General features: G+C 43.6%; 24 protein-coding genes. 18 read left to right on the plus strand and 6 right to left on the minus strand.

Translation table 11 applies throughout. The features are described from left to right. The first annotated feature begins 3 nt into the window (after positions 1-3). The 7 genes from FSB76_RS12360 to FSB76_RS12390 all read left to right on the plus strand — a co-directional run bounded on the left by FSB76_RS12360 (position 4) and on the right by FSB76_RS12390 (position 5,579). Positions 4-513, plus strand: a complete 510-nt coding sequence (locus FSB76_RS12360) for an acyl-CoA thioesterase (protein WP_147053874.1) — start codon at positions 4-6, stop codon at positions 511-513. Between the two features lie 107 nt (positions 514-620). Further along, positions 621-1,871: an NAD(P)/FAD-dependent oxidoreductase gene (locus tag FSB76_RS12365; protein WP_147053875.1), complete on the plus strand. Its 1,251-nt coding sequence runs from the start codon at positions 621-623 to the stop codon at positions 1,869-1,871. A gap of 7 nt (positions 1,872-1,878) precedes the next feature. Further along, on the plus strand, positions 1,879-2,136 hold the full coding sequence (locus tag FSB76_RS12370; protein WP_147053876.1) for a phosphopantetheine-binding protein: 258 nt from the start codon (positions 1,879-1,881) through the stop codon (positions 2,134-2,136). A gap of 373 nt (positions 2,137-2,509) precedes the next feature. Further along, positions 2,510-3,151 carry a LolA family protein gene (locus tag FSB76_RS12375; RefSeq protein WP_225976492.1) on the plus strand — a complete coding sequence of 214 codons (642 nt, stop codon included), beginning with the start codon at positions 2,510-2,512 and terminating at the stop codon, positions 3,149-3,151. Beyond that, positions 3,114-3,746: a hypothetical protein gene (locus FSB76_RS12380; protein ID WP_147053877.1), complete on the plus strand. Its 633-nt coding sequence runs from the start codon at positions 3,114-3,116 to the stop codon at positions 3,744-3,746. The genes FSB76_RS12375 and FSB76_RS12380 overlap by 38 nt, the downstream gene beginning before the upstream one ends. Positions 3,747-3,756: 10 nt before the next feature. Beyond that, positions 3,757-4,122 (plus strand): 3-hydroxyacyl-ACP dehydratase, encoded by a 366-nt coding sequence (locus FSB76_RS12385; protein ID WP_147053878.1) that lies wholly within the window; start codon positions 3,757-3,759, stop codon positions 4,120-4,122. Continuing rightward, positions 4,119-5,579 (plus strand): cation:proton antiporter domain-containing protein, encoded by a 1,461-nt coding sequence (locus FSB76_RS12390; protein ID WP_147053879.1) that lies wholly within the window; start codon positions 4,119-4,121, stop codon positions 5,577-5,579. The genes FSB76_RS12385 and FSB76_RS12390 overlap by 4 nt, the downstream gene beginning before the upstream one ends. On the opposite strand, the gene FSB76_RS12395 is transcribed toward FSB76_RS12390, so the two are convergent. Beyond that, a complete protein-coding gene (locus FSB76_RS12395; RefSeq protein ID WP_225976493.1) occupies positions 5,560-6,849 on the minus strand; it encodes a phenylacetate--CoA ligase family protein in 1,290 nt (429 codons plus the stop codon). The genes FSB76_RS12390 and FSB76_RS12395 overlap by 20 nt on opposite strands. After that, positions 6,846-7,220 carry a holo-ACP synthase gene (gene acpS / locus FSB76_RS12400; protein WP_147053880.1) on the minus strand — a complete coding sequence of 125 codons (375 nt, stop codon included), beginning with the start codon at positions 7,218-7,220 and terminating at the stop codon, positions 6,846-6,848. Before acpS ends, FSB76_RS12395 begins: the two co-directional genes overlap by 4 nt. Positions 7,221-7,589: 369 nt before the next feature. On the opposite strand from acpS, the gene FSB76_RS12405 reads away from it, so the two are divergent. From FSB76_RS12405 to FSB76_RS12455, 11 genes are all read left to right on the plus strand, one after another. Next, positions 7,590-10,325 carry a TonB-dependent receptor gene (locus FSB76_RS12405; protein WP_147053881.1) on the plus strand — a complete coding sequence of 912 codons (2,736 nt, stop codon included), beginning with the start codon at positions 7,590-7,592 and terminating at the stop codon, positions 10,323-10,325. Between the two features lie 23 nt (positions 10,326-10,348). Next, positions 10,349-11,560, plus strand: a complete 1,212-nt coding sequence (locus FSB76_RS12410) for a right-handed parallel beta-helix repeat-containing protein (protein ID WP_147053882.1) — start codon at positions 10,349-10,351, stop codon at positions 11,558-11,560. A 79-nt stretch (positions 11,561-11,639) separates the two neighbouring features. Next, a complete protein-coding gene (locus FSB76_RS12415) occupies positions 11,640-12,638 on the plus strand; it encodes a YncE family protein (protein ID WP_147053883.1) in 999 nt (332 codons plus the stop codon). Positions 12,639-12,646: 8 nt separating this feature from the next. Further along, positions 12,647-13,663, plus strand: coding sequence for a metallophosphoesterase (locus FSB76_RS12420; protein WP_147053884.1), 1,017 nt, complete (start codon positions 12,647-12,649; stop codon positions 13,661-13,663). Positions 13,664-14,152: 489 nt separating this feature from the next. Further along, on the plus strand, positions 14,153-14,410 hold the full coding sequence (locus FSB76_RS12425) for an acyl carrier protein (protein ID WP_147053885.1): 258 nt from the start codon (positions 14,153-14,155) through the stop codon (positions 14,408-14,410). Next, on the plus strand, positions 14,411-15,289 hold the full coding sequence (locus tag FSB76_RS12430) for an LpxL/LpxP family acyltransferase (RefSeq protein ID WP_147053886.1): 879 nt from the start codon (positions 14,411-14,413) through the stop codon (positions 15,287-15,289). A gap of 32 nt (positions 15,290-15,321) precedes the next feature. Beyond that, positions 15,322-16,452 carry a beta-ketoacyl synthase N-terminal-like domain-containing protein gene (locus FSB76_RS12435; RefSeq protein ID WP_147053887.1) on the plus strand — a complete coding sequence of 377 codons (1,131 nt, stop codon included), beginning with the start codon at positions 15,322-15,324 and terminating at the stop codon, positions 16,450-16,452. A 42-nt stretch (positions 16,453-16,494) separates the two neighbouring features. Continuing rightward, the gene (locus tag FSB76_RS12440; protein ID WP_147053888.1) at positions 16,495-17,118 is read left to right on the plus strand and encodes a beta-ketoacyl synthase N-terminal-like domain-containing protein; all 624 of its coding nucleotides are present in this window, start codon (positions 16,495-16,497) and stop codon (positions 17,116-17,118) included. Positions 17,119-17,136: 18 nt separating this feature from the next. Then, a complete protein-coding gene (locus FSB76_RS12445; RefSeq protein WP_147053889.1) occupies positions 17,137-18,342 on the plus strand; it encodes a beta-ketoacyl-[acyl-carrier-protein] synthase family protein in 1,206 nt (401 codons plus the stop codon). A 1-nt stretch (position 18,343) separates the two neighbouring features. Continuing rightward, on the plus strand, positions 18,344-19,387 hold the full coding sequence (locus FSB76_RS12450) for a beta-ketoacyl synthase chain length factor (protein ID WP_147053890.1): 1,044 nt from the start codon (positions 18,344-18,346) through the stop codon (positions 19,385-19,387). Next, positions 19,381-20,169 (plus strand): polysaccharide deacetylase family protein, encoded by a 789-nt coding sequence (locus FSB76_RS12455; RefSeq protein ID WP_147053891.1) that lies wholly within the window; start codon positions 19,381-19,383, stop codon positions 20,167-20,169. The genes FSB76_RS12450 and FSB76_RS12455 overlap by 7 nt, the downstream gene beginning before the upstream one ends. 389 nt (positions 20,170-20,558) lie before the next feature. Here FSB76_RS12455 and FSB76_RS12460 read toward each other — a convergent pair whose 3' ends face one another. From FSB76_RS12460 to FSB76_RS12475, 4 genes are all read right to left on the minus strand, one after another. Then, positions 20,559-21,599: a serine hydrolase domain-containing protein gene (locus FSB76_RS12460; RefSeq protein ID WP_158642891.1), complete on the minus strand. Its 1,041-nt coding sequence runs from the start codon at positions 21,597-21,599 to the stop codon at positions 20,559-20,561. 268 nt (positions 21,600-21,867) lie between these two features. Beyond that, positions 21,868-22,926, minus strand: coding sequence for a beta-ketoacyl-[acyl-carrier-protein] synthase family protein (locus FSB76_RS12465; protein WP_147053893.1), 1,059 nt, complete (start codon positions 22,924-22,926; stop codon positions 21,868-21,870). After that, complete coding sequence (locus FSB76_RS12470; RefSeq protein ID WP_147053894.1) at positions 22,926-24,116, minus strand: beta-ketoacyl-[acyl-carrier-protein] synthase family protein; 1,191 nt, start codon at positions 24,114-24,116, stop codon at positions 22,926-22,928. The genes FSB76_RS12465 and FSB76_RS12470 overlap by 1 nt, the downstream gene beginning before the upstream one ends. A 14-nt stretch (positions 24,117-24,130) precedes the next feature. Further along, a complete protein-coding gene (locus tag FSB76_RS12475) occupies positions 24,131-24,394 on the minus strand; it encodes a phosphopantetheine-binding protein (RefSeq protein WP_147053895.1) in 264 nt (87 codons plus the stop codon). Positions 24,395-24,401 lie beyond the last annotated feature (7 nt).

The raw sequence follows: 24,401 nt of genomic DNA on the forward strand, positions 1-24,401 counted from the left end.
AGGATGATCTGCGCCTTTGCCGGCACAGATTCATCCTTTACAAAATTGACGCCGGCACGAAAATGTATCGGCAGTAAACAGAACGAAGAATTGCAAAAAACACTGATAAATGCCACCGAGATAAGTGTGAAGTTTAGCGAGGTTGATTCGCTGGGTATTGTGTGGCACGGGCACTATGTACGCTATTTTGAAGATGGCAGGGAGGCTTTTGGAAAAGCATATGGCATTGATTACCTTACAGTTTACAATAACCAATACGTAACCCCTATTGTAAGTATTGATTGTAAATACAAACAGGTTTTGCGTTACGGCGACAACGTAATTATTGAAACCGAATACGTACCAAGCGAAGCAGCCCGGTTAAATTTTAACTACCGGCTGTTAAACGCAGCAACCGGCGAGGTAGTGGTTACAGGTTCAACCGTACAGGTATTTTTACAGCGCGATAATTTTATGCTTCAATTAACCAATCCGGTGTTTTTTGAAGAGTGGAAAAAGAAATATGGGTTCTGAGATCTGGGGTCTGGGGTCGGAGGTCGGAAACAATAAACAGACTACAGATCCCAGACCTCCGACCACAGAAATCGGGCCTCAGAATAAGACACAAAAGAGTAAAATTGATGAATACAGAAAAAGTTGATGTGTTGGTAATTGGCGCCGGCCCGGCGGGTACGGTGGCTGCTTCTATTGTGAATAAAGCAGGGTTTAAAGTTAAAATTGTTGAAAAGCAAAAATTTCCGCGTTTTGTAATTGGCGAAAGCCTGTTACCCCGCTGCATGGAAGCATTAACCGATGCCGGCTTTGTTGAAGCAGTGGAGGCAAAAGGATTTCAGAAAAAATTCGGAGCCAAGTTTGTAAAAAACGGCGTCATCTGCGATTACTTCTTTTCAGATCAGTTTACTGATGGCTGGAACTGGACATGGCAGGTGCCCCGCTCTGAATTTGATAAAACCCTGGCCGATACCTGCGAAAGCATGGGTATCCCGGTACATTATGAAACTACGGTTACCGATATCAAATTCAACGGCTCTGATTCGATAACAACCGTTGAAGATATTGATGGCAACCAAACCCAAATTGAGGCCCGGTTTATTATTGACGGCAGTGGCTATGGCCGGGTTATCCCCAAGTTATTTAACCTGGATAAACCATCGGGCCTGCCGCAACGCAAGGCTTTATTTACACATACGGTAGATGTAAAGCGCAACCTGTTTGAAGAACCTAACCGCATCACCATAGTGGTACATAAACCCGGCGTTTGGGTTTGGATTATACCTTTCTCCAGCGGCGTAACCTCGTTGGGGTTTGTAGGCGATCCGGACTTTTTTGCAGGTTACGAAGGCGCAGATGACGAAGCTAAACTACGCAGCTTAATTGCCGCAGAACCCTACCTGAGCGAGCGCTTTAAAGATGTTGAATTTGTTTTTGAGCCAAGGATATTACAAGCCTGGAGCAGCACCACCAATACTTTTCACGGCGAAGGCTTTGTGCTTACCGGCAATGTAACCGAGTTTTTAGATCCCATCTTCTCATCGGGTGTTACGCTGGCAACTGTATCCAGCCAAAATGCTGCCAAATTGGTTGTCCGCAAGCTAAACGGCGAAGATATTGATTGGGAAACCGAATACACAGAAAAGGTGATGCAAGGCGTGGATGTTTTCCGGTCGTACGTAAATGCCTGGTACGAAGGGACGCTGGATACCATCTTTTTTTCGGGTACTTTTGTTCCCGAGATTAAAAACCAGATCTGTTCTGTTTTGGCAGGATATGTGTGGGACCAGCAGAACCCGTATGTTAAAAATCATGATACGGCAATAAAAAAATTAGCGCGAATTATTAAGTTAGGGGAGCAAATTAACTCGCCTGTATAGTTATAAAATGGACAAATTAATGAATGATCTGAAAGAACAGATCATAGACCAGTTAAACCTGCAAGACCTTAAGCCCGGCGATATCGGCGATGATGAATCGTTGTTTGCCGATGGATTAGGATTGGATTCGATAGATGTTTTGGAGCTGATAGTTTTGATGCAGAGTATTTATAAAATTAAACTTTCAAAAGCCGAAGACGGCCCCAAAGTATTTCAGTCGGTGCGCACCATGGCCGAGTATATTACGGCTAACCAGGCAGCATAACAGAGTCAAGAGATTAGAATCAAGAATTAAGACAGGGGATTGTTATCAGTCATAAACAACAATAACTGCTACGATTTAATTCCCAATGTCATGCTGAACTTGTTTCAGCACCCCATACGCTAAGTGTACATCATGCGAGTCACTTTTCCTGTGGGATCCCGAAACAAGTTCGGGATGACTTCCGTTTTATAAACTGTCATGCTGAGGTACGAAGCATCTATTCGAGGACTTTTCAGACGACTATAAGTGTCGGTGAATAGATTCTTCACTACGTTCAGAATGACAGACTTTTGCTTTTTTAGCATGGAGGAATACTCCCAATCAAACCATTTTACAATCCTGGTGTCTATCTAAATAATAATTGCCTTTAGTAGTGAAAATAAACAAACTATTACTTACTGTAGCCATACTTGCCGCCGCATTTAACGCCAATGCGCAGCATGCCGGTTATACCCAGCTTACAGATCTGTCGGCATTTAAAGCCCAGTTTACGGCTACCGCCCAAAAAACTACCAGTATTAAAAGTGATTTTGTGCAGGAGAAAAACCTGAGCATGCTATCGGAAAAGATCACATCCAAAGGAAAATTCTGGTTTAAAAAGGATAACATGGTGCGGATGGAATATACCCAGCCATCCAAATACCTGATGATCATCAACAAAGACAATATTTTGGTAAAGGATGAGCAGAAGGAAAATAAAATCAACACCAAATCCAACAAACTTTTCCAGCAAATCAACAAGATCATTATCGACTGTGTGCAGGGATCTATCCTGAGCAACCCCGATTTTAAAGTAAAAGTGTTTGAAAGCAAGGGAAGCTACCTGGTAGAGCTGGCGCCGCTATCAAAGGGGATAAAAGATTTTTTTAAATCAATCAATATCTCGGTTGATAAAAAAGACAACTCGGTAAGTAATATTGATATGCAGGAGCCATCCGGCGATAATACTACCATTCACTTTATAAATAAAGAGATTAATGCAAACCTGCCTGACGCGCTTTTTGCTGCTAAGTAGTTGCCTGCTTGCTTTTGCCGGCTGTTCTTCGGTTTACAAAAACCTGAAGCCCGCTACGGGTAATTTTGATCATATCTACCAATTTCGCCCCCAATTTTCAGTGGTATTATACAATGCCGAAATAAATGTAACCAGCCATCATTTAAGCGGCCTGCTACTGATGAAGGCGATGCCGGATAGCAGCACCCGCATTGTATTTTCCAGCGAGATGGGTGTAAAATTCTTTGATTTCGCATTCATGAAAGATGGGAGCTTTAAAGTATACTCCATCATTCCGCAAATGGATAAGGGCCCTGTAATTAAAACGCTAAGAAAGGATTTTGATTTGATATTGATGCGCCAGGAGGGCAGCCATGAGCGGTACATGCTTAAAGATAGCACCCATCTATATTATGTGCTTCCGCAGGAAAAAGGCGCCAACTATTATATCACCAACATGGCCGGTGATACCCTTTTACGAATGGAAAAATCATCCAAAAGAAAACCCGTTGCCGTTGCTACCATGACCAGCTATAAAAATGGCATACCCGATACTATAGGTATCGACCATAAAAACTTTAAATTTACCATCGGTTTAAAAAAAATAGAAAGATAAGCTGAAACATATGCTCCAGGAATCCTTTTTTCAGTTTACCGCGCCAAACACCGATGGTAATACCTCAAAAACTACTATCACCCTGAATGCGGGTCACCAGATTTTTGAAGGCCATTTTCCCGGCCAGCCGGTTGTGCCGGGGGTTTGCATGATGCAGATGGTAAAAGAAGTGCTGGAAAACATTATTGGCACCAAAACAAAACTGCTTAAAGCCGGCGAAATGAAGTTTTTAGCCATATTAAACCCGCAGGTAAACAGCACAGCCAATATGCAGATAACCTATACCACCACCGATGATGGTTCGTTAAAGGTAGATGCTACAATTCAGCATGAGTCTTCTGTTTTTTTTAAATTTAAAGGGGTATTTAAAAAATGAAGAAATTCAGGAATATATTTTTTTACATTATCCTCATAGGCGGATTTTCCTTTTTAATATACCTGGCATTAACGGCCGGCAGCGAGCTTGAAAAGGGACGTAACATAGTTAAACTGGCGGCGAGCAGTAAAAGTGCCCTGCACCAGTTTACCGATGGATTGATAAAAAACCTTACCGGCCCCCTGGCTACCTTACTGGCGCAAATAGCCATTATCATAATAGCGGGTAATTTGGCAGGCTGGGTGTGTAAAAAAATGGGGCAACCCCGCGTTATAGGCGAAATATTTGCAGGGATAGCTTTAGGCCCATCACTGGTAGGCCGGTTTTTTCCGGCATTCTCTCATGTTGTTTTTCCGGCCCAATCATTAGGATCGTTGCAGTTTTTAAGCCAGATTGGCTTAATCATATTTATGTTTGTGATAGGCATGGAGCTTGATTTGCGGGCTATTAAAAGCAAAAGCAAGGATGCCATTGTCATTAGCCACGCCAGTATTATCATTCCGTTTACATTGGGCATTGGGCTGGCTTATTTTATCTATCGTTCGCTGGCGCCTGCAGGGGTGCCTTTTTTTTCGTTTGGTTTGTTTATGGGTATTTCCATGAGCATTACTGCCTTCCCGGTTTTGGCACGTATTTGCCAGGAAAGGGGCATTAACAAAACACGCCTTGGCGCTTTGGTAATTACCTGCGCCGCTGCCGACGATATTACCGCCTGGTGCCTGCTTACGGTTGTAATAGCAGTGGTTAAGGCGGGCTCGGTAATGAGTTTTGTTTATACAGCCCTAATGGCCATTGCCTATGTATTGATTATGCTGAAGGGCGTAAAACCGCTTTTAAAGCGCATCTATAGCCGCAACATCAGGCCGGGTTACGTGGGTATGCCGGTGGCTATGTTTTTTTTAACGCTCATTATTTCATCATACGCTACCGAAAGTATAGGCATCCACGCGCTGTTTGGGGCCTTTATGGCCGGCATCGTAATGCCCGATAACATTACCTTTCGCGGGGTGTTTGTGGAGCGTATAAAAGATGTAGCCCTGTTTTTATTGCTGCCTTTGTTTTTTGTTTTTACCGGTTTGCGTACACAGATTGGCTTATTGGATACGCCCTACCTATGGGCTATTTGCGGTTTAACTATATTAGTGGCTGTTACCGGCAAGTTTGCAGGCAGTGCATCGGCAGCCAAATTTGTTGGCCAAAGCTGGAAAGATAGCCTTTCCATAGGCGCGTTAATGAACACCCGCGGCCTTGTCGAGCTGATTGTACTGAATATTGGTTACGACCTTGGCGTATTAAACAAAGAAGTATTTGCCATATTGGTGATTATGGCCCTGGTAACTACATTTATGACCGTACCGATATTAAACCTGCTGGATAAGATCTTCGGCAAATCGCCGTCGGAAGAAGAACTACCGACTGAATTGCCCGAAGATATTTTTATTTCCGGCGATCGATAAATTTAAACGGTTTGCGGCCCGATTCCTTGTATTGCATCTTCTGAATTTCATCGTACTGTACATAGGTAACATGCGGGCTTACCCTTAGCCTGGCTTGTAAATTGGCACGTATCTTCCGGTCGCACTCATCGGTATAGTTTACCGGCAGGATGTGTAGCAGCACTTCGTCCATACCAATTTCGTTGGAGTAAACCTCGGCTACAAAATCCAATATCTCTTCCATCCCATTCAGCAAATCAAAAAGCGACGGCGGGTAAAGCGTGGTGCCCTTGAATTTGATCATCTGCTTTTTACGGCCAATAATTGGCGATAAACGTAAGGTGGTTCGCCCACATTCACACGGCGCATCATCATACAGGCAAATATCGCCGGTTTTATAGCGCAGCAGGGGCATACCCTCAACACCCAATGTTGTAATGGTTACTTCTCCTGGTTCGCCAGGGGCAACCTGCTGGTTGTTTTCATCCAGCAGCTCCACTATCAGTAATTCGGGCTGATGATGGCCACCTTTACCGTATCCGCACTCAGTGAACGCCGTTTGCATTTCGGTTGATGCATAAGTAGAGTATAGTTTGATATCCCAGGCATCAGTAATTTTTTTACCGAGGATATTAAGCGAAAAATCGGTATTACGGATATTCTCGCCAATGCAAACCGCCTTTTTTACCGAACTTGAATTGATATCGATACCGTGCTCCTCCGCGTATTGAATAAGCTTGTAAACAAACGATGGCACGGCAACAATGGCCGTAGGTTTAAGCCGCAAAATGGTATCCCATTGTAACGATGGCACCCCAGGCCCCAGGCGAATAATGCCCGCGCCTATTTTGCGGATACCAGAGTAGTAGGCTAAACCGGCCATAAACTGCCTGTCCAGCGTGAGCATGAGCTGGTAAACATCGTCGGGCTTTCCGTCTGCGCAGGTAAAGGAGCTATATTCGTTATAGGTAAGGCGTAAAAGGTCATTTTCGGTAAGGGCAATAGTAACCGGGCTGCCCAATGTGCCCGATGTTGAGCTGTATTCAATGATCTGGTCGCGGCTAACGCACATAAAATCGTCATTACGTTTTTGCAGATCTTCCTTTACCGTAGTAGGGATCAGTTTCAGGTCATCCAGCGTTTTAATATCATCTATGTTTACGTTGTTGGCATCAAACAACTCCTTATAAAAAGGCGAATGGATGTTAAGATATGCCAGCAATTCCTGCAGTTTTTGTTCCTGCATGGTTACTATTTGTTCCTGCGATATAAATGTGGTTTGATCTGTCACTTTTCGATAATTACAACGGCCGATGCGATGGCCTTAAGATGGGTTAATGATACGGAAATTTTCATTGGGCCTTGCTCTCTTAATAATTCGCCGGTTTGGCCAATGAGTGTAAGTTCGGGTTTACCATCGGCATTGTTACTTATCTCAACTTCGTTAAATGCTGTACCATTTAACCAGCCTGTGCCCAATGCTTTAAAAAATGCTTCTTTTGCAGCAAAACGTGCTGCATAATGCTGGTATTTGTTAGTCTTAAGTTCGCAATAAGCTATTTCTTTTTCCGAAAACACCAGTTCGCGAAAACCGCCGCCCTTTTCAATTTTGACAGCCACGCGGTCAATCTCTATCATATCTATCCCAACACCGGCAACCATCAATCAGTTTTTATGAGTTTAAGTTTGTTTTTAAAAATGCGCAACCTTTTTGCAGGTTCGCCCCTTATCTACAAAAATAATATTTGGTTTGTCATTTGGGCTATATAAATAACACAGATACCCATTATTGCACCTTTTAATCAATGTTGATATTTTACACAAGCCCAGTGCGCTCCCTCTTAACGCGCTGTAAAAAAATTGAATATCTGTTAAACTAAGGTTACGTTGTTGTATTATAAAATCACCACATCTGCGTTTAATTCCCGCGTTTATTAATGTGTAATTATCATTAGGTTAAGTTATTTTCCGGGGGCGGTTTATTCAGAATTAATACAAGATTGCCCGGGTAGTTTGCAGCAAAATTGTGATATGGCCCGCAAAATTTACCTGTTTTTAGTTGTTATTTCCCTTTTTCCAGCTTTTGCATTCGCCCAAAATGCTACTATAAGCGGCGTTGTATTGAACGGTTTAAGTAAAGAGCCATTGCCCGGCGCATACGTTCATTTAGATGGAACCGACAAGGGCGCAAATACCGATGGGCAAGGTAAGTTTTCCATAACAAACCTTGCAGCAGGGCAGTATAAAATTAAGCTGTCATATGTAGGATTTATAAAATTCGAAAAAAGGGTGACTTTATCTGCCGGCCAGGCATTAAACCTGAGCATCGCGCTCACAGAAAGCCTTAACAATCTTGAAACCGTAAAAGTATACGGCAAACTGGCTACCGAAACTGAAGCGGCCGCCCGTTCAAACGAAAAAAATTCAAACAATATTAAAAACGTTGTTAGTGCAAAGGCGATTGAAAAATCGCCGGATATTAATGCGGCAAACGTTTTGCAGCGCGTATCCGGTGTTACCATTCAACGCAACGCAGGTGGCGATGACGCCTATGCCATTATCAGAGGGCTTGAGCCACGTTATAACAACACGCTTATAAACGGTATAAAAATAGCCAGCCCATCAAGCAAAACAAGGTTGGTATCGCTAAGTGTTGTGCCATCAGATATGTTGGCCCGTATTGAAGTTGATAAAACCTTGCTGCCCGATATGGAAGGCGACGCCATAGGCGGTACCGTTAATTTGGTTTTCAAGGATGCACCCGAAAAACGGGAAATCTCGGCCACGGCAGCATTAGGATATAATCAATTATTCATCGACAGGAAATTTCTTCAGTTTTCAACTTCCGACATCAAGAAATATAGCCCTTCAGAATCAAACGGGGCCAATTATGTTGCACAACCCAATGATTTCACCCGGTCAAACCTCGATTTTAAAAATGTTTCGCCGCCGCCAACCGGTACAATAGGCTTTACCTATGGCGAAAGACTTTTTAAAAAGAAACTGGGCCTGATAGTAAGCGATAGTTATCAGAATATCTACTTTGGTTCGAACACGGAAGGCAACGACGGCAATGCAGATCCGGCCGACCCTGATCACCGGCCACGTATCAACAATATTTATAACCGGAGCATATCCAGCCACGAACTGTTAAACAATTTTAACACTCACCTGGATTACAAGATCAACGATAAAAACAAGATCACTTTAGATAACGTATTTATTTACACACGCCTTGCCGAGGCGTCGGTTACTGCCGATACTTCTATTACAGGCGGCAACGGGGGCCGCACCGTACCAGGCACCGGCCCTGTTAATACCGTATATCAATCAACCCTTACCAGCCAGTATATTGAAAATTTAAAAATCGCCGGCGACCATATACTGGACAAACATTTTCAGGTTAACTGGTACGGCGCTTTTTCTGACGCGTTTGTAAGAACCCCAGATCAGGCAGACATCAATACCAACCTGCTGATCACCTATGATCCGGCTACACGGGTATATACCAAAACACCTAATTATTTTGATAATATTGACAGGATATGGGCGCATAATAACGATAAAGATTATAACGGCGCAGCCAACATCAGCTACAAAACCTTTTTCAGCAATTCGGCACTGGTATTAAAAGCAGGCGGCCTATATCGCCATAAAACCAGGTACAATTATGAAGACGAGTATATATTACGCCCCGTGCCTGATGCCAATGGCGGCAAACCTACATTTACAGATATCAACTCGGCGCAATGGAATGTTTACACCCCGCTTGGCGCGGGCGACTTTAATATCAACAATTACAATGCATTTGAAAATATTACAGCCTATTACGGCGAGTTTAAACTAAGCCTGCCCCGGTTAGATATATTTGGCGGAGTACGCACCGAGGTTACTTCTCAAGGCTACCACGTAAGGCAGGATGTTACCAACGCATCTGATGTAAATAAAAATTATACTGATGTGCTGCCCAGCATCTCTTTTAAATATATCCTAAACGATAAAACCAACCTAAGGCTGGCTTATTTTTCATCAATTGCCCGGCCTGCTTATTATGAGCTGGTGCCAACATCGCCCCCAAGCACCGGTGGTACTACAATTACAGGCAATCCCGATTTAAAACACACCACATCCAACAACTTCGATTTACGGTATGAGCTTTTTCCTAAAGCAGATGAGCAGTTTTTTGTAGGGCTGTATTACAAACAACTAACCAACCCTATTGAATATTCATACAGCAGCAACAGTGGCGCCAATTCAATTTTTAAACCTCAAAACCCGCCAAGCGCTACGGTTGCCGGTTTCGAGGTGGCTTATACCCAGTTTTGGGGTAATTACGGAGTGAGTGGCAATTATGCTTACAACCATTCGGATGTGGCCAGCAATAAGATAGATCGTAATAATCCATCGGTAAATGGCAATCCTAATATTGTTATTGAGCACCGGATGCTAACCGGTGCGGCAGTGCATGACCTTAACCTGTCATTTTTATACCGCAACACCAGGGCCAGATTAAATGCGCAGGTTGCCTACCAATACCTGGGTAAAACCTTAGTAGCTACTTATCCTAATAATGGCGATAACTACATTCAACAGCCATTATCAACACTGGCATTTTCGGCCGATAAGGCAATTGGCAAACACTTTACTGTATTCACCAAATTAAATAATCTTTTAAATACTCATACTACGGTTGTACTGCACAACTTTCAGAACGGGAACCAGGTAACAAAGGCCTCTTATTTGGCGGGCCTGCGCTACAATTATTAACAACAAACAAAATTTATCGAAACATGAAAACCAAACAAATTTCTTTCTGGATAGCTGCCATTGCATTAGTGGCTTCCATGTCGGCATGCTCTAAAAAAGAAACAACCAACGTTGTTAAACCGGTAATTCCGCCGTCGCATCCAATTAACGCTGATACTATTGGCGGCTTTGAAAAAGGCACACTATTAGCGGGAAAAACCTATACCATGAACCATGATGTGTATGTAAAAATTGGCGATACCCTTTTGGCTCAGCCGGGTGCTAACATCATTGTTAAAAACAATTCGCAATTTAAAATACAAGGTGTGTTACAATCAATGGGCACACAGGCAAGTCCGGTAACTTTTGATTCGGATACTCACCTGGGCGGCACATGGGGCGGCTTTGCTTGCGATAGCGCGCAAGCGGTAACTATTCAGTGGACAAAAATATTTAACACCGGTGGCCCGGATAAAACAGGCAGCGCACGCAGAACGCTTGTGGTAAGCAAGCCTATTAAGGTTGACATTGAGGACAGTTGGGTTGAAAACGGACAGGATGATGGCCTTGGCTTATTCGGTGGTGCACAAATAACCATATTGCGTAACACCATCCAATCCGGCGGTAGCAATGATGGCGAGGGTATTAATGTTAAAACAGGAGCTAATGGCGTGGTAGCATATAACGTAGTATTTAGCCAGGCAGGTACAGGTATAAAACTGGAAACCGCAGCTGTTGTAACTACCGCAAAAACCAGTGTCGACGTTTATAATAACACGCTGGTATCATGCGGTTGGAGACGAGGTGCGGCAGAGCCCGGTCGTGGTGTTTCTGCAGGTGTAAGTGCCCAGGGGCGTATTTATAACAACATTATTGTTAACTGCTACCATGGGTTAGAAATATTTTTAGATGCCGACGTAGCAAACGTAAAATATGGCAACAATTTATTTTATGCTACCGCCGATACTTATGTTGATAAAACCGCTACCCCAAATATCACCGTTAAACTAAGAGACGGATTTTACCCGGCCGGTGCTGCTGGTAAAGCACAAACAACAGATATTATCTCTACCAGTACAGCAACTGCCGATCCGTTATTTACCAGTTTTGATAAATCGTTCCTGCTGCCAAACGGCGCTGCAAATAACAACGATTTTCACCTAAAAAGCGGCTCGCCTGCAATTGGCAAAGGTAATCCTACTTACAATGCTGATATCGGAGCCTATACCTCTGATGGCAAAGGCAACAAACACTAAAATAGTACTAATCAAAAAAAATAAGAATTTGGCCACAAGTCAGATTCTTATTTTTTTATCAAAATTTAAATTCAACATCATGAAAAATCTCAGCATACTATTGATATTTTTTGCCGCTTTGCCTTTTTGCGCACTTGCCCAGCAACAAAATTATGTGGCCGAAAAAACAATCGCTTTACCCGGTGATGGCGGTTACGATTATGCTTTCATCGACCAGCCAAATAACACCTTATACGTATCGCACGGAACCGCAGTAAATGTTGTTGATTTAAAAACCGAAACAGTTAAAGGCACCATAGCGGGAATGCAGGGCGTGCATGGTATTGCTGTCGACAATCAGTTAAACCGGGGCTTTATAAGTGATGGCAAGGCCGACCAGGTAATTGTATTTGATTTAAAAACATTGGCGATTATAAACCGCGTGCCACTTGACCATAAGGGTGCTGACGCCATTCTCTTCGACCCGGCATCAAAAAAAATCTTCACTTTTAATGGCCATAGTAGCAGTGCCTGCGTTGTTGACCCCGAAACGATGAAGCAAATTGCTTTTATTGATATGGGCGGCGCGCCCGAATTTGCCGTTGCCGACGGTAAAGGACTTATCTACAACAACCTGGAGGATAAAAGCAGCTTAAATGTTATTGATACCAAAACATATAAGGTAACACAAAACTATACACTTAGCCCGTGTGGTGGCCCTACCGGGTTGGCTATTGATAAAAAGGGGCAAAAGCTGTTTTCCGTTTGCCGCGAAAACAAAGGTTTAAGCGTTGTTGATATCCCCACCGGAAAAGTTATCCAAACCCTGCCAATTGGTGCTGGTGTAGATGCAGTTATATTCGACCCTGCCACCAAAATGCTGATTGCTTCCAATGGCGACGGAACAGCCTCTGTGTTTAAACAGGATACCCCGGATAATTACATACCGGCACAAACCATTACAACCCAAAACAGGGCCAAAACCATGGCTTTGGATTTAAGTACCCATAAACTTTATTTCCCGGTGGCCAATTTTGAACCGGGCACAAAAACCGCCATACCCGGATCGTTCAAAGTACTGGTTTATAGCCTTCAATAGTCATTAATATGAAAAGGAGAGATTTTGTACGCAATACAGCTATTGGCGCTATTGGCGCAACTTTAATAGGCCCTTTAGCGGTCGATGCCGAACCTAAAGTTACTTATTTTGAGAGCGATGATCTATCGCCAAGCGCATCTCTTAAAGACGACTTTGCATTGCATTTTATGGCCATTGGCGATTGGGGCCGCAACGGCGAATACGACCAGCTGGAAGTAGCCAAACAAATGGGTAAATGGGGTGCAGAACACCCTAATAATTTTGTTATATCGGTTGGCGACAACTTTTATCCCAAAGGCGTGGTAAGCGAAAACGATCCGTTGTGGCATTACTCGTTTGAAAGTATCTATACAGCCCATTCCCTGCAATGCGACTGGTACCCGGTATTTGGCAATCATGATTATCATTCAGATGTTGACGCACAGATCAGGTACAGCAAAATAAGCCGCCGGTGGAATATGCCCGCCCGCTATTATTCAAAAGAAGTTAGTTTGAATAAGGATAAAGACAAAGAGATTTCTGCAGGCATAAAGGATAAAAAGAAGGATAAAATCCTGTTTGTGATGATAGATACCGATCCGTTTTTACATGCCGACAAAGCCGACTACGTAGAAACGCAGATGAAATGGTTAAACGAAACGCTGGACCAAGCTTCGGCAGATGTAAAATGGAAGATTGTGGTAGGACATCACCCGTTTTGCACTGTTGGTCCGCGTATTAATAATATCGATACCATCACCATAAAAAAGGCCCTGTATCAAACTTTAAACGATCATAAGGTTGATATATATCTATCTGGCCATGAACATTCCCTGCAACATTTAAAGTTAGATGGCGTAACCCACCAATTCATTTCAGGAGCAGGATCGGAGCTTACTGCGGTTAAAGAAGAGCAGCCCTACAGCCGTTTCCAGGCGTCAGAGCATGGCTTTATGTATTTTTCGGCAGATGCTTCCCGTTTAAATGTAAAGGCTGTAAATTATGAAGGAAAGGTGTTGTATGAAACAGAATTAAAGAAAGCCTGACAAATAAAATCATCGGTAAGTGTAAGCCCTGGAATAATCCGGGGCTTTTAGGTTTAAAAATATTTGAATGCCTTAAAAGCAGTATTGTGACTAAAGTTTATTAGTCTACCCCTAATATTTATATCGTTCAATACACAAAAAATGAATAAATGTTTTTATTATTTTGTATTTTTGTAAAATCGTTTAATTAATTTTATTAATTAAACGTTATGTTTTTTTCCTAAATATAGGGACTAACAAGGATTGAGATAGATATAGTGCAGAAATAAGTTTTTAAGCCGTTGGTTAAGCCAAAGCAGCTGTTAATGTAACAACCTAAATCGTTCTTTATAAAAACCAGTAAGTGAGTCACTTTTAAAATATCCGTTAACCGGTATATCCGCAAACACTAAATAAATAACATATTTAAAAACTTTTACAACCTATTACATAACACTTGGAATGTCGCCCTGATTCGTCCAAAATGTTAGCTAATTAATTTAAACCACTATGCAAACTGAAGAGATCATTGCAAAAATAAATTCCTTCCTGTCTGAAGAATTTGAGGTAGATGTTGATACCATTACACCCGATGCCGTTTTAAAAGATACACTTGGTTTAGATAGTCTTGACTATATAGACCTTGTGGTAGTTATTGAAACCAATTTTGCGTTTAAGGTGCAGCCCGAAGATTTTACCGGCATTGTTACCTTCCAGGATTTTTACGATTACGTTGCAACTAAAGTACAGCCAAAGGAACTTGTTTAAATGTCGTCCTGGAAAGGAAAATCAAAAGGGAAGCCCTGGGGCTATTCGGTATTTCTGGCTATTTTAAAATATGGCGGGGTCAGTCCCGCTTATTTTTTGTTACGGTTCGTGTCATTCTATTACGTAGTTTTCTCGTACCAATCGTCAAAAAGCATTTACTACTATTTTCATAGCCGTTTGGGCTACAACCGCATTAAATCGCTTTGGATGGTTTACCAAAACTATTATGTTTTTGGCCAAAGTATTATTGATAAGGTAGTGGTGATGTCGGGCATCCGCAATAAGTTTACGTTTGAGTTTGATGGCCGGCATAATCTGGATAGCATTGCCGCTATGGGCAAAGGCGGCCTGCTTTTAAGTGCGCACATTGGCAGCTGGGAAATTGCCGGCGATTTGCTGAAACACATTAACACCCGCATTAACATTGTGATGTTTGATGGCGAAGACCAGCAGATAAAGGCCTTTATGGAACGGGTTACCGGCAAGCTAAGCGTTAATATTATTGTAATTAAGGACGATATATCGCACATTTTCAAAATCAACGAAGCTTTTCAGAATAACGAACTGGTGTGCATGCATGCCGACCGGTACCTGGAAGGGAATAAGACGATCACCAAAAACTTTTTGGGCGAGGACGCCAAATTTCCGTTAGGGCCATTTATCCTGGCCCAAAAGTTCAGGGTTCCGGTTGCCTACGTTTTTGCCATGAAAGAAACTAAGTTTCACTATCATTTTTACGCCAGCACAATTAAGGAATATTTACATTTGGGCAAAGAAGCCGGGATGGAGCAGATGACCAATGATTTTGTGGGCGAGATGGAAAAATACGTGAAAAAGTATCCCGGGCAATGGTATAATTACTATAATTTTTGGCAATAAAAACAAGTGATGAGAGGAGCTGTTTGTAAGTAATGAAGTCCGTTTTTATTGTTGCCGATAATATCCTGTCGCCCATAGGCAGCACCTCTGCCGAAAATTTTGATAAGCTTACCCAAAATATTTCAGGGATTAAAGAGCATCCGGCAGGCGGTAAATCGGCGGTTCCCTTTTACGCGTCCTTATTTAAAGATGACCAAGCGTTTTTAACAGCCCCGGGCATATACACCAAATTTGAACAGTTGCTGATAGCGTCCATCACCGACGCCTTAAAAGATAGCGGGGTAGATAGTACCGATCCAAAAACAGTGCTTATTATCTCCACCACCAAAGGCAATATCAGCATGCTGGAAACAGATGCCGATAGTCCCGGCTTAAGCCATCGCATTGCGCTGCCAACATCAGCAAATTTAGTTGCCGAAAGGTTTGGGTTTGTAAATAAGCCGCTGATAGTTTCGCATGCCTGCATCTCGGGCTTAATGGCTATGATTACCGGGATGCGCATGATCCAGTCGGGACAGTATGATAATGCGGTTGTGGTTGGCGGCGATGTGATCACCCGGTTTGTGCTTTCGGGCTTCCAGTCATTTCAGGCTATCAGCGCTCAACCTTGCAAACCCTTTGATTTAAACCGCGATGGTATCAATTTAGGCGAGGGCGCCGCCACGGTTATCCTATCATCAAATCAACAAAAAGCAGAAAACATTCAACTGGCGGGCGGCTCGGTTAGTAACGATGCCAACCATATTTCGGGCCCGTCAAAAACCGGCGAAGAACTTTTTGATGCCATTAACTCGGCATTGAAAAGCGCAGGAGTTGAATCGGAAGCCATCGATTTTATATCGGCACACGGCACCGCTACCGTTTATAATGATGAAATGGAGGCCAAAGCCATAAACCTCGCCCGCATGCAGGATATCCCCGTAAATAGCTTAAAAGGATATTACGGCCACACCCTTGGCGCTTCGGGACTTATCGAGGCAATAATAGCAACTCATTCCTTAAAGCACAACATCATTATCCCCACCAGGGGATTTCATGAGTTGGGAGTTACCCAACCACTTAACGTGGCAAAAGAGATACAAACTATACCTTTGACCGCTTGCTTAAAAACAGCATCTGGTTTTGGAGGCTGTAACGCGGCAATTGTACTGAGGAAAAGCTGAAAGCATAAGGCGGAAAGCTAAAAGCAAATAACAGATATAAGATTGACAGAAGCACTACATATTACATCGCACTGCATCATCAGCAATAATGTTGTTTACAGCACGGGCATTCCTGTTTTTGAAAATCAGGGGGGTGATGCCGGGGCATTCCTGCTTTCGGCCTACCAATTTCTGGAGGTTAAGTACCCCAAGTTTTATAAAATGGATAACCTGTCCAAATTGGGTTTGCTGGCATCGGAAGTATTGCTAAAGGATAACAATATCAGTAAAAAATATAAAGAGCAGGAAGTTGGTATCGTTTTAGCAAATTCCAACTCCAGCCTGGATGCCGACATTAAATATTACGACCAGGCCAAAACTATTGCCAGCCCCGCCTTGTTTGTGTATACCTTGCCCAATATCGTTATCGGCGAGATCAGCATTAAAAACAAGTTTAAAGGCGAGAACGCTTTTTTTGTTTTTGAGGCTTTTGATGCCGCATTTATACAGCAGTACGTGGCATATTTATTAAATAATAATATATTGCAAGCCTGCATTTGCGGGTGGGTTGATGTGCTGAAGGAAGATTACAAAGCTGTTTTATACCTGGTAGAAAAGAATGCAAGCCCAACATCGGAGCCGTTTAGTGCAGAAAATTTAAATAACATTTACCTGTCGGCTAAATAGCCGGCAAATGATATAGTAATGAGCAAAACTGTTTTTGTAGCGGGTGTAGGTGTAATTTCGGGTATTGGCAACAATACCGCCGAATGCCTGAACGCGCTCCAGAACAGCCGCGCAGGTATTGATAAAATTAAATACCTGCAAACCATACATCAAGACACCTTCCCGGTTGCCGAGGTTAAATTGAACAATGATGAACTGGCACAACTATCGGGCTTTAAGCCCGGTATAAGCCGGACAGCCATGCTAAGCCTAATTGCCGCAAGGGAGGCAAAAAACGATGCAGGCATCCAAAATTTCGCCTCGCTACGCACGGGTTTTATATCGGCCAACACCGTGGGCGGTATGGATAAAACAGAAGATTTTTTTGTAGAATTTATGGCCAACCCGGCAAAAGGTAAATTGCGTAATGTGGTTAACCACGAATGCGGCAAGGTAACCGAATTGGTAGCCGATGAATTGGGGATAAAAAATTATATAAGTACCATCAGTACGGCCTGCTCATCATCGGCCAATGCCATTATGTATGGCGCAAGGCTCATCAAAAATAACATACTTGATGTGGTTATCGCCGGCGGCACCGATGCACTTACCCGCTTTACCCTAAACGGCTTTAATACGCTCATGATATTGGACAACCAGTATTGCCAGCCCTTTGACGCCAACCGCCGTGGCTTAAACCTTGGCGAGGGTGCCGGGTACATTACACTGGTATCTGAACGGGTTGCGGCAGGGCTGCAAAAAGCCCCTTACTGTACGCTAAGCGGCTACTGTAATGCCAACGATGCCTACCATCAAACTGCTTCATCGCCCGATGGCACAGGCTCTTTTATGGCGATGGGGGGTGCTTTAAAAATGAGCGGGTTAGAGCCGAAAGATATCGGCTACATTAATCTGCACGGTACCGGTACCCAAAACAACGATAACTCCGAAGGGACGGCGATTAAGCGGTTATTTGATCCACATTTCCCTAAAATGAGTTCGACCAAATCATTCACCGGGCATACACTGGGCGCAAGCGCGGGTATCGAGGCTGTATTTTCGGCACTCTCGGCTCAACAGGGATTTATTTACCCCAACCTGCGGTTTGAAACGCAGATTGCAGATCACCCGTTCGCGCCCGAAAGAAGTTTTACGCAACACGCAGATTTAAACCATGTACTTTCCAACTCCTTTGGTTTTGGGGGTAACTGTTCGTCATTAATATTTTCAAAACTACCGGCCTGATATGTATATACGTTCAACAGCAAACATATCGCCCCAAAAAACATTCGGAAAGGTCCCGTTCCTTGACGAAATAGTGATTTATGAAGGTAACCGGCTCAACTGTGTTACGCCCGATTACAAAGAGATCATCGACCCAAAACTCATCCGCCGCATGAGCCGGGTTATCAAAATGGGGGTAGCATCTGCCATGGCCTGTTTGCAGGATGCCGGTGTAACCAACCCCGATGCCATTATTACCGGCACGGCCTATGGCTGCCTGGAAGATACCGGCGTGTTTTTAAGTAAAATGGTTGAACGTGGCGAAGAACTGCTCACCCCAACATCGTTCATACAATCAACCCATAATACCATTGGCGCACAGGTGGCTTTGCTGCTGCATTGCAACAATTACAATAACACGTTTGTAAATGGTGGCTCATCGTTTGAAAGCTCCCTGCTTGATGCGCAGATGCTATTGCAGGAAGGCGAAGCCAAAAACGTACTGGTAGGCGGCATCGATGAGATAACCGATATCAGCCACGGCATACTAAGCCGGTTTGGCCTGTATAAACGAGGCGCTACCTCCAATACCGACCTTTATAATACCAATTCAAAAGGTACCGTTGCAGGTGAAGGCTCGGCATTTTTCCTGTTAACCAATGAAGCATCAGGAAACGATCTGGCTAAGCTGGATGCAGTAGCCACATTTTATAAACCGGCCAACTATGCAGCTGTTGAACAGCAAATTGAATCATTCCTGGCAGCACAAGACCTCAGCATGTATGATATCAGCCTGGTGGTAGCAGGTAATAACGGGGATGCTCAAAATGATGCAGTTTACGACTACCTGGAGGGTTCGCTATTTAACTACTGTAATGTTGCCAGGTATAAACACTTGTGTGGCGAGTATCCCACATCATCGGCTTTCGCGTTATGGCATGCCGCCCAAATTGTGAAAACAAACACCATTCCCGGGGCAGAACCTATTACCCCAATTAAAAAAATATTGGTTTATAACCACTACCAAAACAACTGTCATTCGTTAATGTTGCTATCGGCGTGCTAACATTCAGAAACACCAATATCGCGTTCCTAATCCTGTTGGGTTTTACCATCTGGGCTCACAAAACATATGGGGTAAACTGGCTGGCCTATGGGGCAATTATACTTGCGTATTCACTCATTGTTGCCTATGGCTGCTATTTTGTAAGCTCCGGTTTTTTTATGCCGATGTACTGCTCGGCTAAAACAACCGATAAAATAATAGCGATAACTTTTGACGATGGCCCGGTATCAGAAGGAACTCCACAGGTTTTACAAATTTTGAAAGAAGCCAACGTCGAAGCTGCTTTTTTTTGCATTGGCGAACGTATTGCAGGCAATGAAGCCACAATCAGGCAACTGGATGCCGAAGGCCATATCGTCGGCAACCATAGTTATACACATGCTGCCTTGTTCGATCTTTTCTCTTCAAAGAAAATGCTTGCCGAAATGCAGCAGGTGGACCGCGATTTGTATAATGTAATTGGTAAAAAAACAAGACTATTCCGGCCGCCTTATGGGGTGATGAATCCTAATTTAAAAAAGGCCATTGTTAAAGGAGGGTACTTACCCATTGGCTGGAATGTTCGGTCATACGATACTATGGCTACCGATGCTGACGCGCTTTTGCAAAAAGTAACCCTGCAAATCAAACCAGGGGCAATCTTTTTATTTCACGACAGATGCCCGGTTACGGTAACTATGCTGCCAAACTTTTTGGGGGAGATAAAGGCGATGGGTTACCGGGTTGAAAGAGTGGATAAGATGCTGGGGCTCCCGGCATATGCCGGGAGTGGGGCTGACTGACAGAAAACACTAATTCCTTCTTACTTGCCTGCTGTGTATACACTTATATTGGTAAAAGAAAATGTCATTTCGAACGAACCTGCATGGGTTGCGCGAGCGGGGTGAGGAGAAATCTTATGCGCCCTGCATTCAGATGGGCTTGTTGTGATGCAGGGCGTATAAGATTTCTCCTCGTACCTCGTTCGAAATGACATTTGGTTTTATTAATTGATTAGATCCAAAAAGATGTGTATAGATCGTGCCTCACCTGCATACCGGAATTATATACTCTCCCCGCGGTTTGTGCCCTCACAAACCACTATTCCAACAACAGTACTTTCGGGCAAGGCAAACCGATGGCATATCGGAAAGATGACTGTGGGGACACAGTCATCGGATTGGATCGTAGCTCACCTGCATGCCGGAATTATATACTTCACTAACAAATCAAAAGCCCGCTTGGCCTTCCAGTTGTTGTAATTGCCCTGGGTAAATACAACTACCAAATCCATATCTTTAATGATCATGATATACTGCCCGCCATTGCCCGATGCAAAAACAACGTCTTCTGTATAACCGGAGGCTTTTACCTTTTCGTTGTACCAGTAATAGCCATAATATGCAGGTTGCGGAATGGCCATTTTATTCCTGCTCAATTTAACAAACGAAAAGCCGGGAATTGGAATAGTAGCTGTGGTTGATGCCTTAAGCCATTGTGCCGATACTATCTGTTTACCCTTCCAAACGCCATTGTTTTTTACCAGCAGCCCAATTTTAATCATATCCTTTGGCAGCAGGAAAAAGGAACCGGCTGTAGCGCCGTGGCCGACAGGGTCAATTGTCCAGTGGTAGTTGGTAATCCCCAATGGATCAAACAAATATTTTTTTGCAAACGCCATAACGGACATATGGCTTGCGTTGCTAATGATACCACTAATAATCATTGGGTTACATGATGTATAGTTCCAAACTGTACCGGGATCGTTTTTCACAGGCAAATCCAGCGAAAACTTCACCCAGTCTTTAGTTTCAACCATTTCAGTTTCGCAATCCTTCCCGTCATCATCCCATTCATTGCAATCAAAGCCAGACCGCATCTCTAACAGGTTTTTAATGGTGATAAGCTGTTTCCGTGTATCATTGTTAGCAAATGATTTATACTCAGGGAAAAACGCATAAACCTTTTGATCTGCATTTTTCACAAAGCCTTTATCAATGGCAACGCCCATCAGCAGGCTGGTTATAGATTTAAATGACGACCGGGAATCATGCAGCGAATCGGCAGTATAACCGTTAAAATAATGCTCATAAACCAGCTTGCCGCCTTTAGATATCAAGATGCTGTGGATGCCGGTGTATTCCTGCTTTGCGATGGCGTGGGTCATCGAATCTAACAAGGCATGTGTTTGCGCATGTGCCCAATTGGATAGAAAGAAGAAAATATGAGTCAAATATTTTAATGGAGAAGGCATATTTCTGCTGATAATGACTGATATACATTAAATCATTCAGAAGATAAGACGCGTGGGATAATGCCGCGTTGCAAGATGAGTTTTTATATTATCTTAAATTGTTTTATCTGTCGCGGGGTTTTTAACCCGTGACTGCCGCTGGTTTCAGCTTTCAGCTGATGCTAAGCCGGAGGCTTAAACCAGGTTAGCCCACGAGTCACGCTACGCTAACCTCGCGGGAGGTGACGGGAGGTTTATTTATAAAGGATTAGTTAGGCAAACTCACCAGCATGCAACTATGTTGCCCAACTTTATGGGTGTTGTATATCAGTATATTTTTAAAGCTGCTTGCTTCGCCTTTTCTTTTTATCATATGCTGCGGCATGGTCAACGCCCTGCTAACAAAATTGCAGGCCAGCCAAAGTGCAAAAGAAGATGCCGTTGGATACTCGCCACACATGTGTTTAAAACGGGCTATGGTGGTATACTTATCAAACAAACTATCGCAGGAGGTATAAAAAGGGAGTGAGCGTTTGTCGCCATTTTCGCCGGTTATCAGCAGATCTGGCTGTTCGCCTTCGGCAAGGTTTTCTTCAACAAACTTTCTAATGCGCGTTCTAATTACCTCAACATTGGCACTATGTATGGTGGTTATGGCTGTCAGTTGCGCCATGGCATTTTGCTTATTATTACCAACCATGAACATAGTTGCGGCCTCGCCAGATAAACTACCATCCGTAGTTGAATTATACAGATCACCGTTCAGGCAATCTTCTTTTTTAAACCAGCCCGCAAGCGTATCAAGGGTGTAGTTGTTGAACGAAATTTCATCAACGCCACCAAGTAAATAGCGGCTATCCGGGTTTTCATTCAGCAGCATGGCTGCATCAACAACGGCGTTTTCAAAAGCCAGCCCGCGGTGAACATGGGTAAGGTTATAATTTTTGTTATTGCTGATGAGCGCTATTTGCGATGATATGGTATTGGGGGTACCCTGCACAAAGCTTCCGGGTGTAAGCATATCCTCGTTATACTCAATAATCTGGTTCAGGAATTTGCCATTCTCCTCCATTCCGCTTACCTGGGTACCTATGATTATGCCGCTGGGCTGTACAGCGTCAGTAAGCAGTGGCAGGGCAGCTCCCGAGCCAATGCGGGTACTTTTACTCATCCGGCGCAATGCATTGCCTTTAAACTGCGGATACGCAGGCTCAATAGCATACAGCTTATTATCAATCGAAGGGTGAAGCGTCTCGATATCGATGTTCTCTCCAAAGGTTTGTTGCGGAGAAATACAGGTGGTTTTGTAGATATACAACTTCATCATTAAGCTTTTGAAAATATTAATGATGTACAATTCCCGCCAAAACCAAACGAGTTACTCATTACATGTGTTATAGTGGCGGCCCTGTTAAGCCGTACCGGTTCCAGGCCAATATCACTTATAGGCACATTAAAATTCAAATTGGGGTATAGCTCCTGCCTGTCTATATTCAGGATGCTGTAAACCGCCTCAATGGCGCTGGCCGCGCCAAGGGTGTGCCCGGTAAAGCCTTTGGTTGATGCAAAATCGGGCAGGATATCGAACAAGCGCAGCATCGCACGGCTTTCTACCTCGTCGTTATTTTCGGTGCCGGTGCCGTGGGCGTTTATAAAATCAATGGCAGCGGGGTTTATGCCGGCATTGTCCAAAGCATATTTCATAGCCAGGTATGGCCCATCTCCCTCGGGCGATAATGATGAAGGGTGATAAGCATCATTGGCATTTCCGTAGCCGCTTACCACGGCATAAATCTTTTTGCCTGCTGCATCTGCCTCCTTCTCTAATACTAAAAAAGCTGCGCCTTCGCCTAAATTTAGCCCTTTACGATTTTGATCGAAGGGGGCACAAGCTTCATCCGAAAGAATACGCAGGGCGTTAAAACCATTAACTGTGAATTTGGCCAGGCTATCGGCCCCACCTACAATTACACGATTGGCCAGCCCGTTTTTTATCAGCCTGCAGCCGTACATAATAGCATTTGCTGATGACGAGCAGGCTGTATTCAGGGTGTTAACTACTCCGGTTATACCATAGCGCGTTTGAATATGTAGGTTTACCGATGCATAATCATATGATTTTACATATTCAATGTGTTCGGTATCGCCATGGGTATTGGCATATAATTCGTCGGTTAGGCACATGCCGCCTACAGTTGTAGCGCCCACAAGGGCAGTATCCGAAGCGGTTAATTGGTTGGGGGTTAATCGGGCATCGGCAATCGCCTCGTTAAACGCATGCAAGGCAAGCAGGCTGGTGCGGGTAACACCCGGCTCCGTTACGCCAAGTTTCTCTTTCAATTCTTCGGTGCCTATCAGTACCTCGCCAAAAGGCAAAAGCCCCGAATATCGTGAAGGGAAATTACCACCGCCTTTTATAATACCGGTTTTGCCCTGTACCAATGCAGCATGATTTTCAGCTACCGAGTGGCCTATAGCGCTGATCACTCCAATCCCGGTTACTACAATCCTGTCCAATTTTTTATCCCTGTTTATTTTTGCCCGTTTTGCTCAATATATGCTGCCATGGTGTTTACGTCCACAAGCACCTTGCGGCCTTCCTTAGGGTCTTGAATATTGATACCGTACTCGCGTTTCAAAAGTACAATAAGTTCCAGTGAATCGATGGAATCAAGCCCCAGGCCATCGCCAAACAACGGCTCATCGTCTTTAATGTCTGCCGGGGTAAGATCAGTTAAATTCAGGAATTGAATGATCTGAACTTTTAACTTCTCCTTTAGTTCTGTAGTTTCCATCTTGTTT

The sequence above is a fragment of the Mucilaginibacter ginsenosidivorax genome (assembly GCF_007971525.1).
Lineage (GTDB): Bacteria > Bacteroidota > Bacteroidia > Sphingobacteriales > Sphingobacteriaceae > Mucilaginibacter > Mucilaginibacter ginsenosidivorax.

What these genes read in the sequence shown, in the direction of transcription:
- FSB76_RS12390 (WP_147053879.1), top strand. Translation starts at nt 4,119, where the DNA reads ATGAAGAAATTCAGGAATATATTTTTTTACATTATCCTCATAGGCGGA.
- FSB76_RS12405 (WP_147053881.1), top strand. Translation starts at nt 7,590, where the DNA reads ATGGCCCGCAAAATTTACCTGTTTTTAGTTGTTATTTCCCTTTTTCCA.
- FSB76_RS12435 (WP_147053887.1), top strand. Translation starts at nt 15,322, where the DNA reads ATGAAGTCCGTTTTTATTGTTGCCGATAATATCCTGTCGCCCATAGGC.
- FSB76_RS12430 (WP_147053886.1), top strand. Translation starts at nt 14,411, where the DNA reads ATGTCGTCCTGGAAAGGAAAATCAAAAGGGAAGCCCTGGGGCTATTCG.
- FSB76_RS12415 (WP_147053883.1), top strand. Translation starts at nt 11,640, where the DNA reads ATGAAAAATCTCAGCATACTATTGATATTTTTTGCCGCTTTGCCTTTT.
- acpS (WP_147053880.1), bottom strand. Translation starts at nt 7,220, where the DNA reads ATGGTTGCCGGTGTTGGGATAGATATGATAGAGATTGACCGCGTGGCT.
- FSB76_RS12465 (WP_147053893.1), bottom strand. Translation starts at nt 22,926, where the DNA reads ATGATGAAGTTGTATATCTACAAAACCACCTGTATTTCTCCGCAACAA.
- FSB76_RS12410 (WP_147053882.1), top strand. Translation starts at nt 10,349, where the DNA reads ATGAAAACCAAACAAATTTCTTTCTGGATAGCTGCCATTGCATTAGTG.
- FSB76_RS12475 (WP_147053895.1), bottom strand. Translation starts at nt 24,394, where the DNA reads ATGGAAACTACAGAACTAAAGGAGAAGTTAAAAGTTCAGATCATTCAA.
- FSB76_RS12380 (WP_147053877.1), top strand. Translation starts at nt 3,114, where the DNA reads ATGCAAACCTGCCTGACGCGCTTTTTGCTGCTAAGTAGTTGCCTGCTT.
- FSB76_RS12445 (WP_147053889.1), top strand. Translation starts at nt 17,137, where the DNA reads ATGAGCAAAACTGTTTTTGTAGCGGGTGTAGGTGTAATTTCGGGTATT.
- FSB76_RS12370 (WP_147053876.1), top strand. Translation starts at nt 1,879, where the DNA reads ATGGACAAATTAATGAATGATCTGAAAGAACAGATCATAGACCAGTTA.
- FSB76_RS12450 (WP_147053890.1), top strand. Translation starts at nt 18,344, where the DNA reads ATGTATATACGTTCAACAGCAAACATATCGCCCCAAAAAACATTCGGA.
- FSB76_RS12360 (WP_147053874.1), top strand. Translation starts at nt 4, where the DNA reads ATGATCTGCGCCTTTGCCGGCACAGATTCATCCTTTACAAAATTGACG.
- FSB76_RS12425 (WP_147053885.1), top strand. Translation starts at nt 14,153, where the DNA reads ATGCAAACTGAAGAGATCATTGCAAAAATAAATTCCTTCCTGTCTGAA.
- FSB76_RS12420 (WP_147053884.1), top strand. Translation starts at nt 12,647, where the DNA reads ATGAAAAGGAGAGATTTTGTACGCAATACAGCTATTGGCGCTATTGGC.
- FSB76_RS12365 (WP_147053875.1), top strand. Translation starts at nt 621, where the DNA reads ATGAATACAGAAAAAGTTGATGTGTTGGTAATTGGCGCCGGCCCGGCG.
- FSB76_RS12385 (WP_147053878.1), top strand. Translation starts at nt 3,757, where the DNA reads ATGCTCCAGGAATCCTTTTTTCAGTTTACCGCGCCAAACACCGATGGT.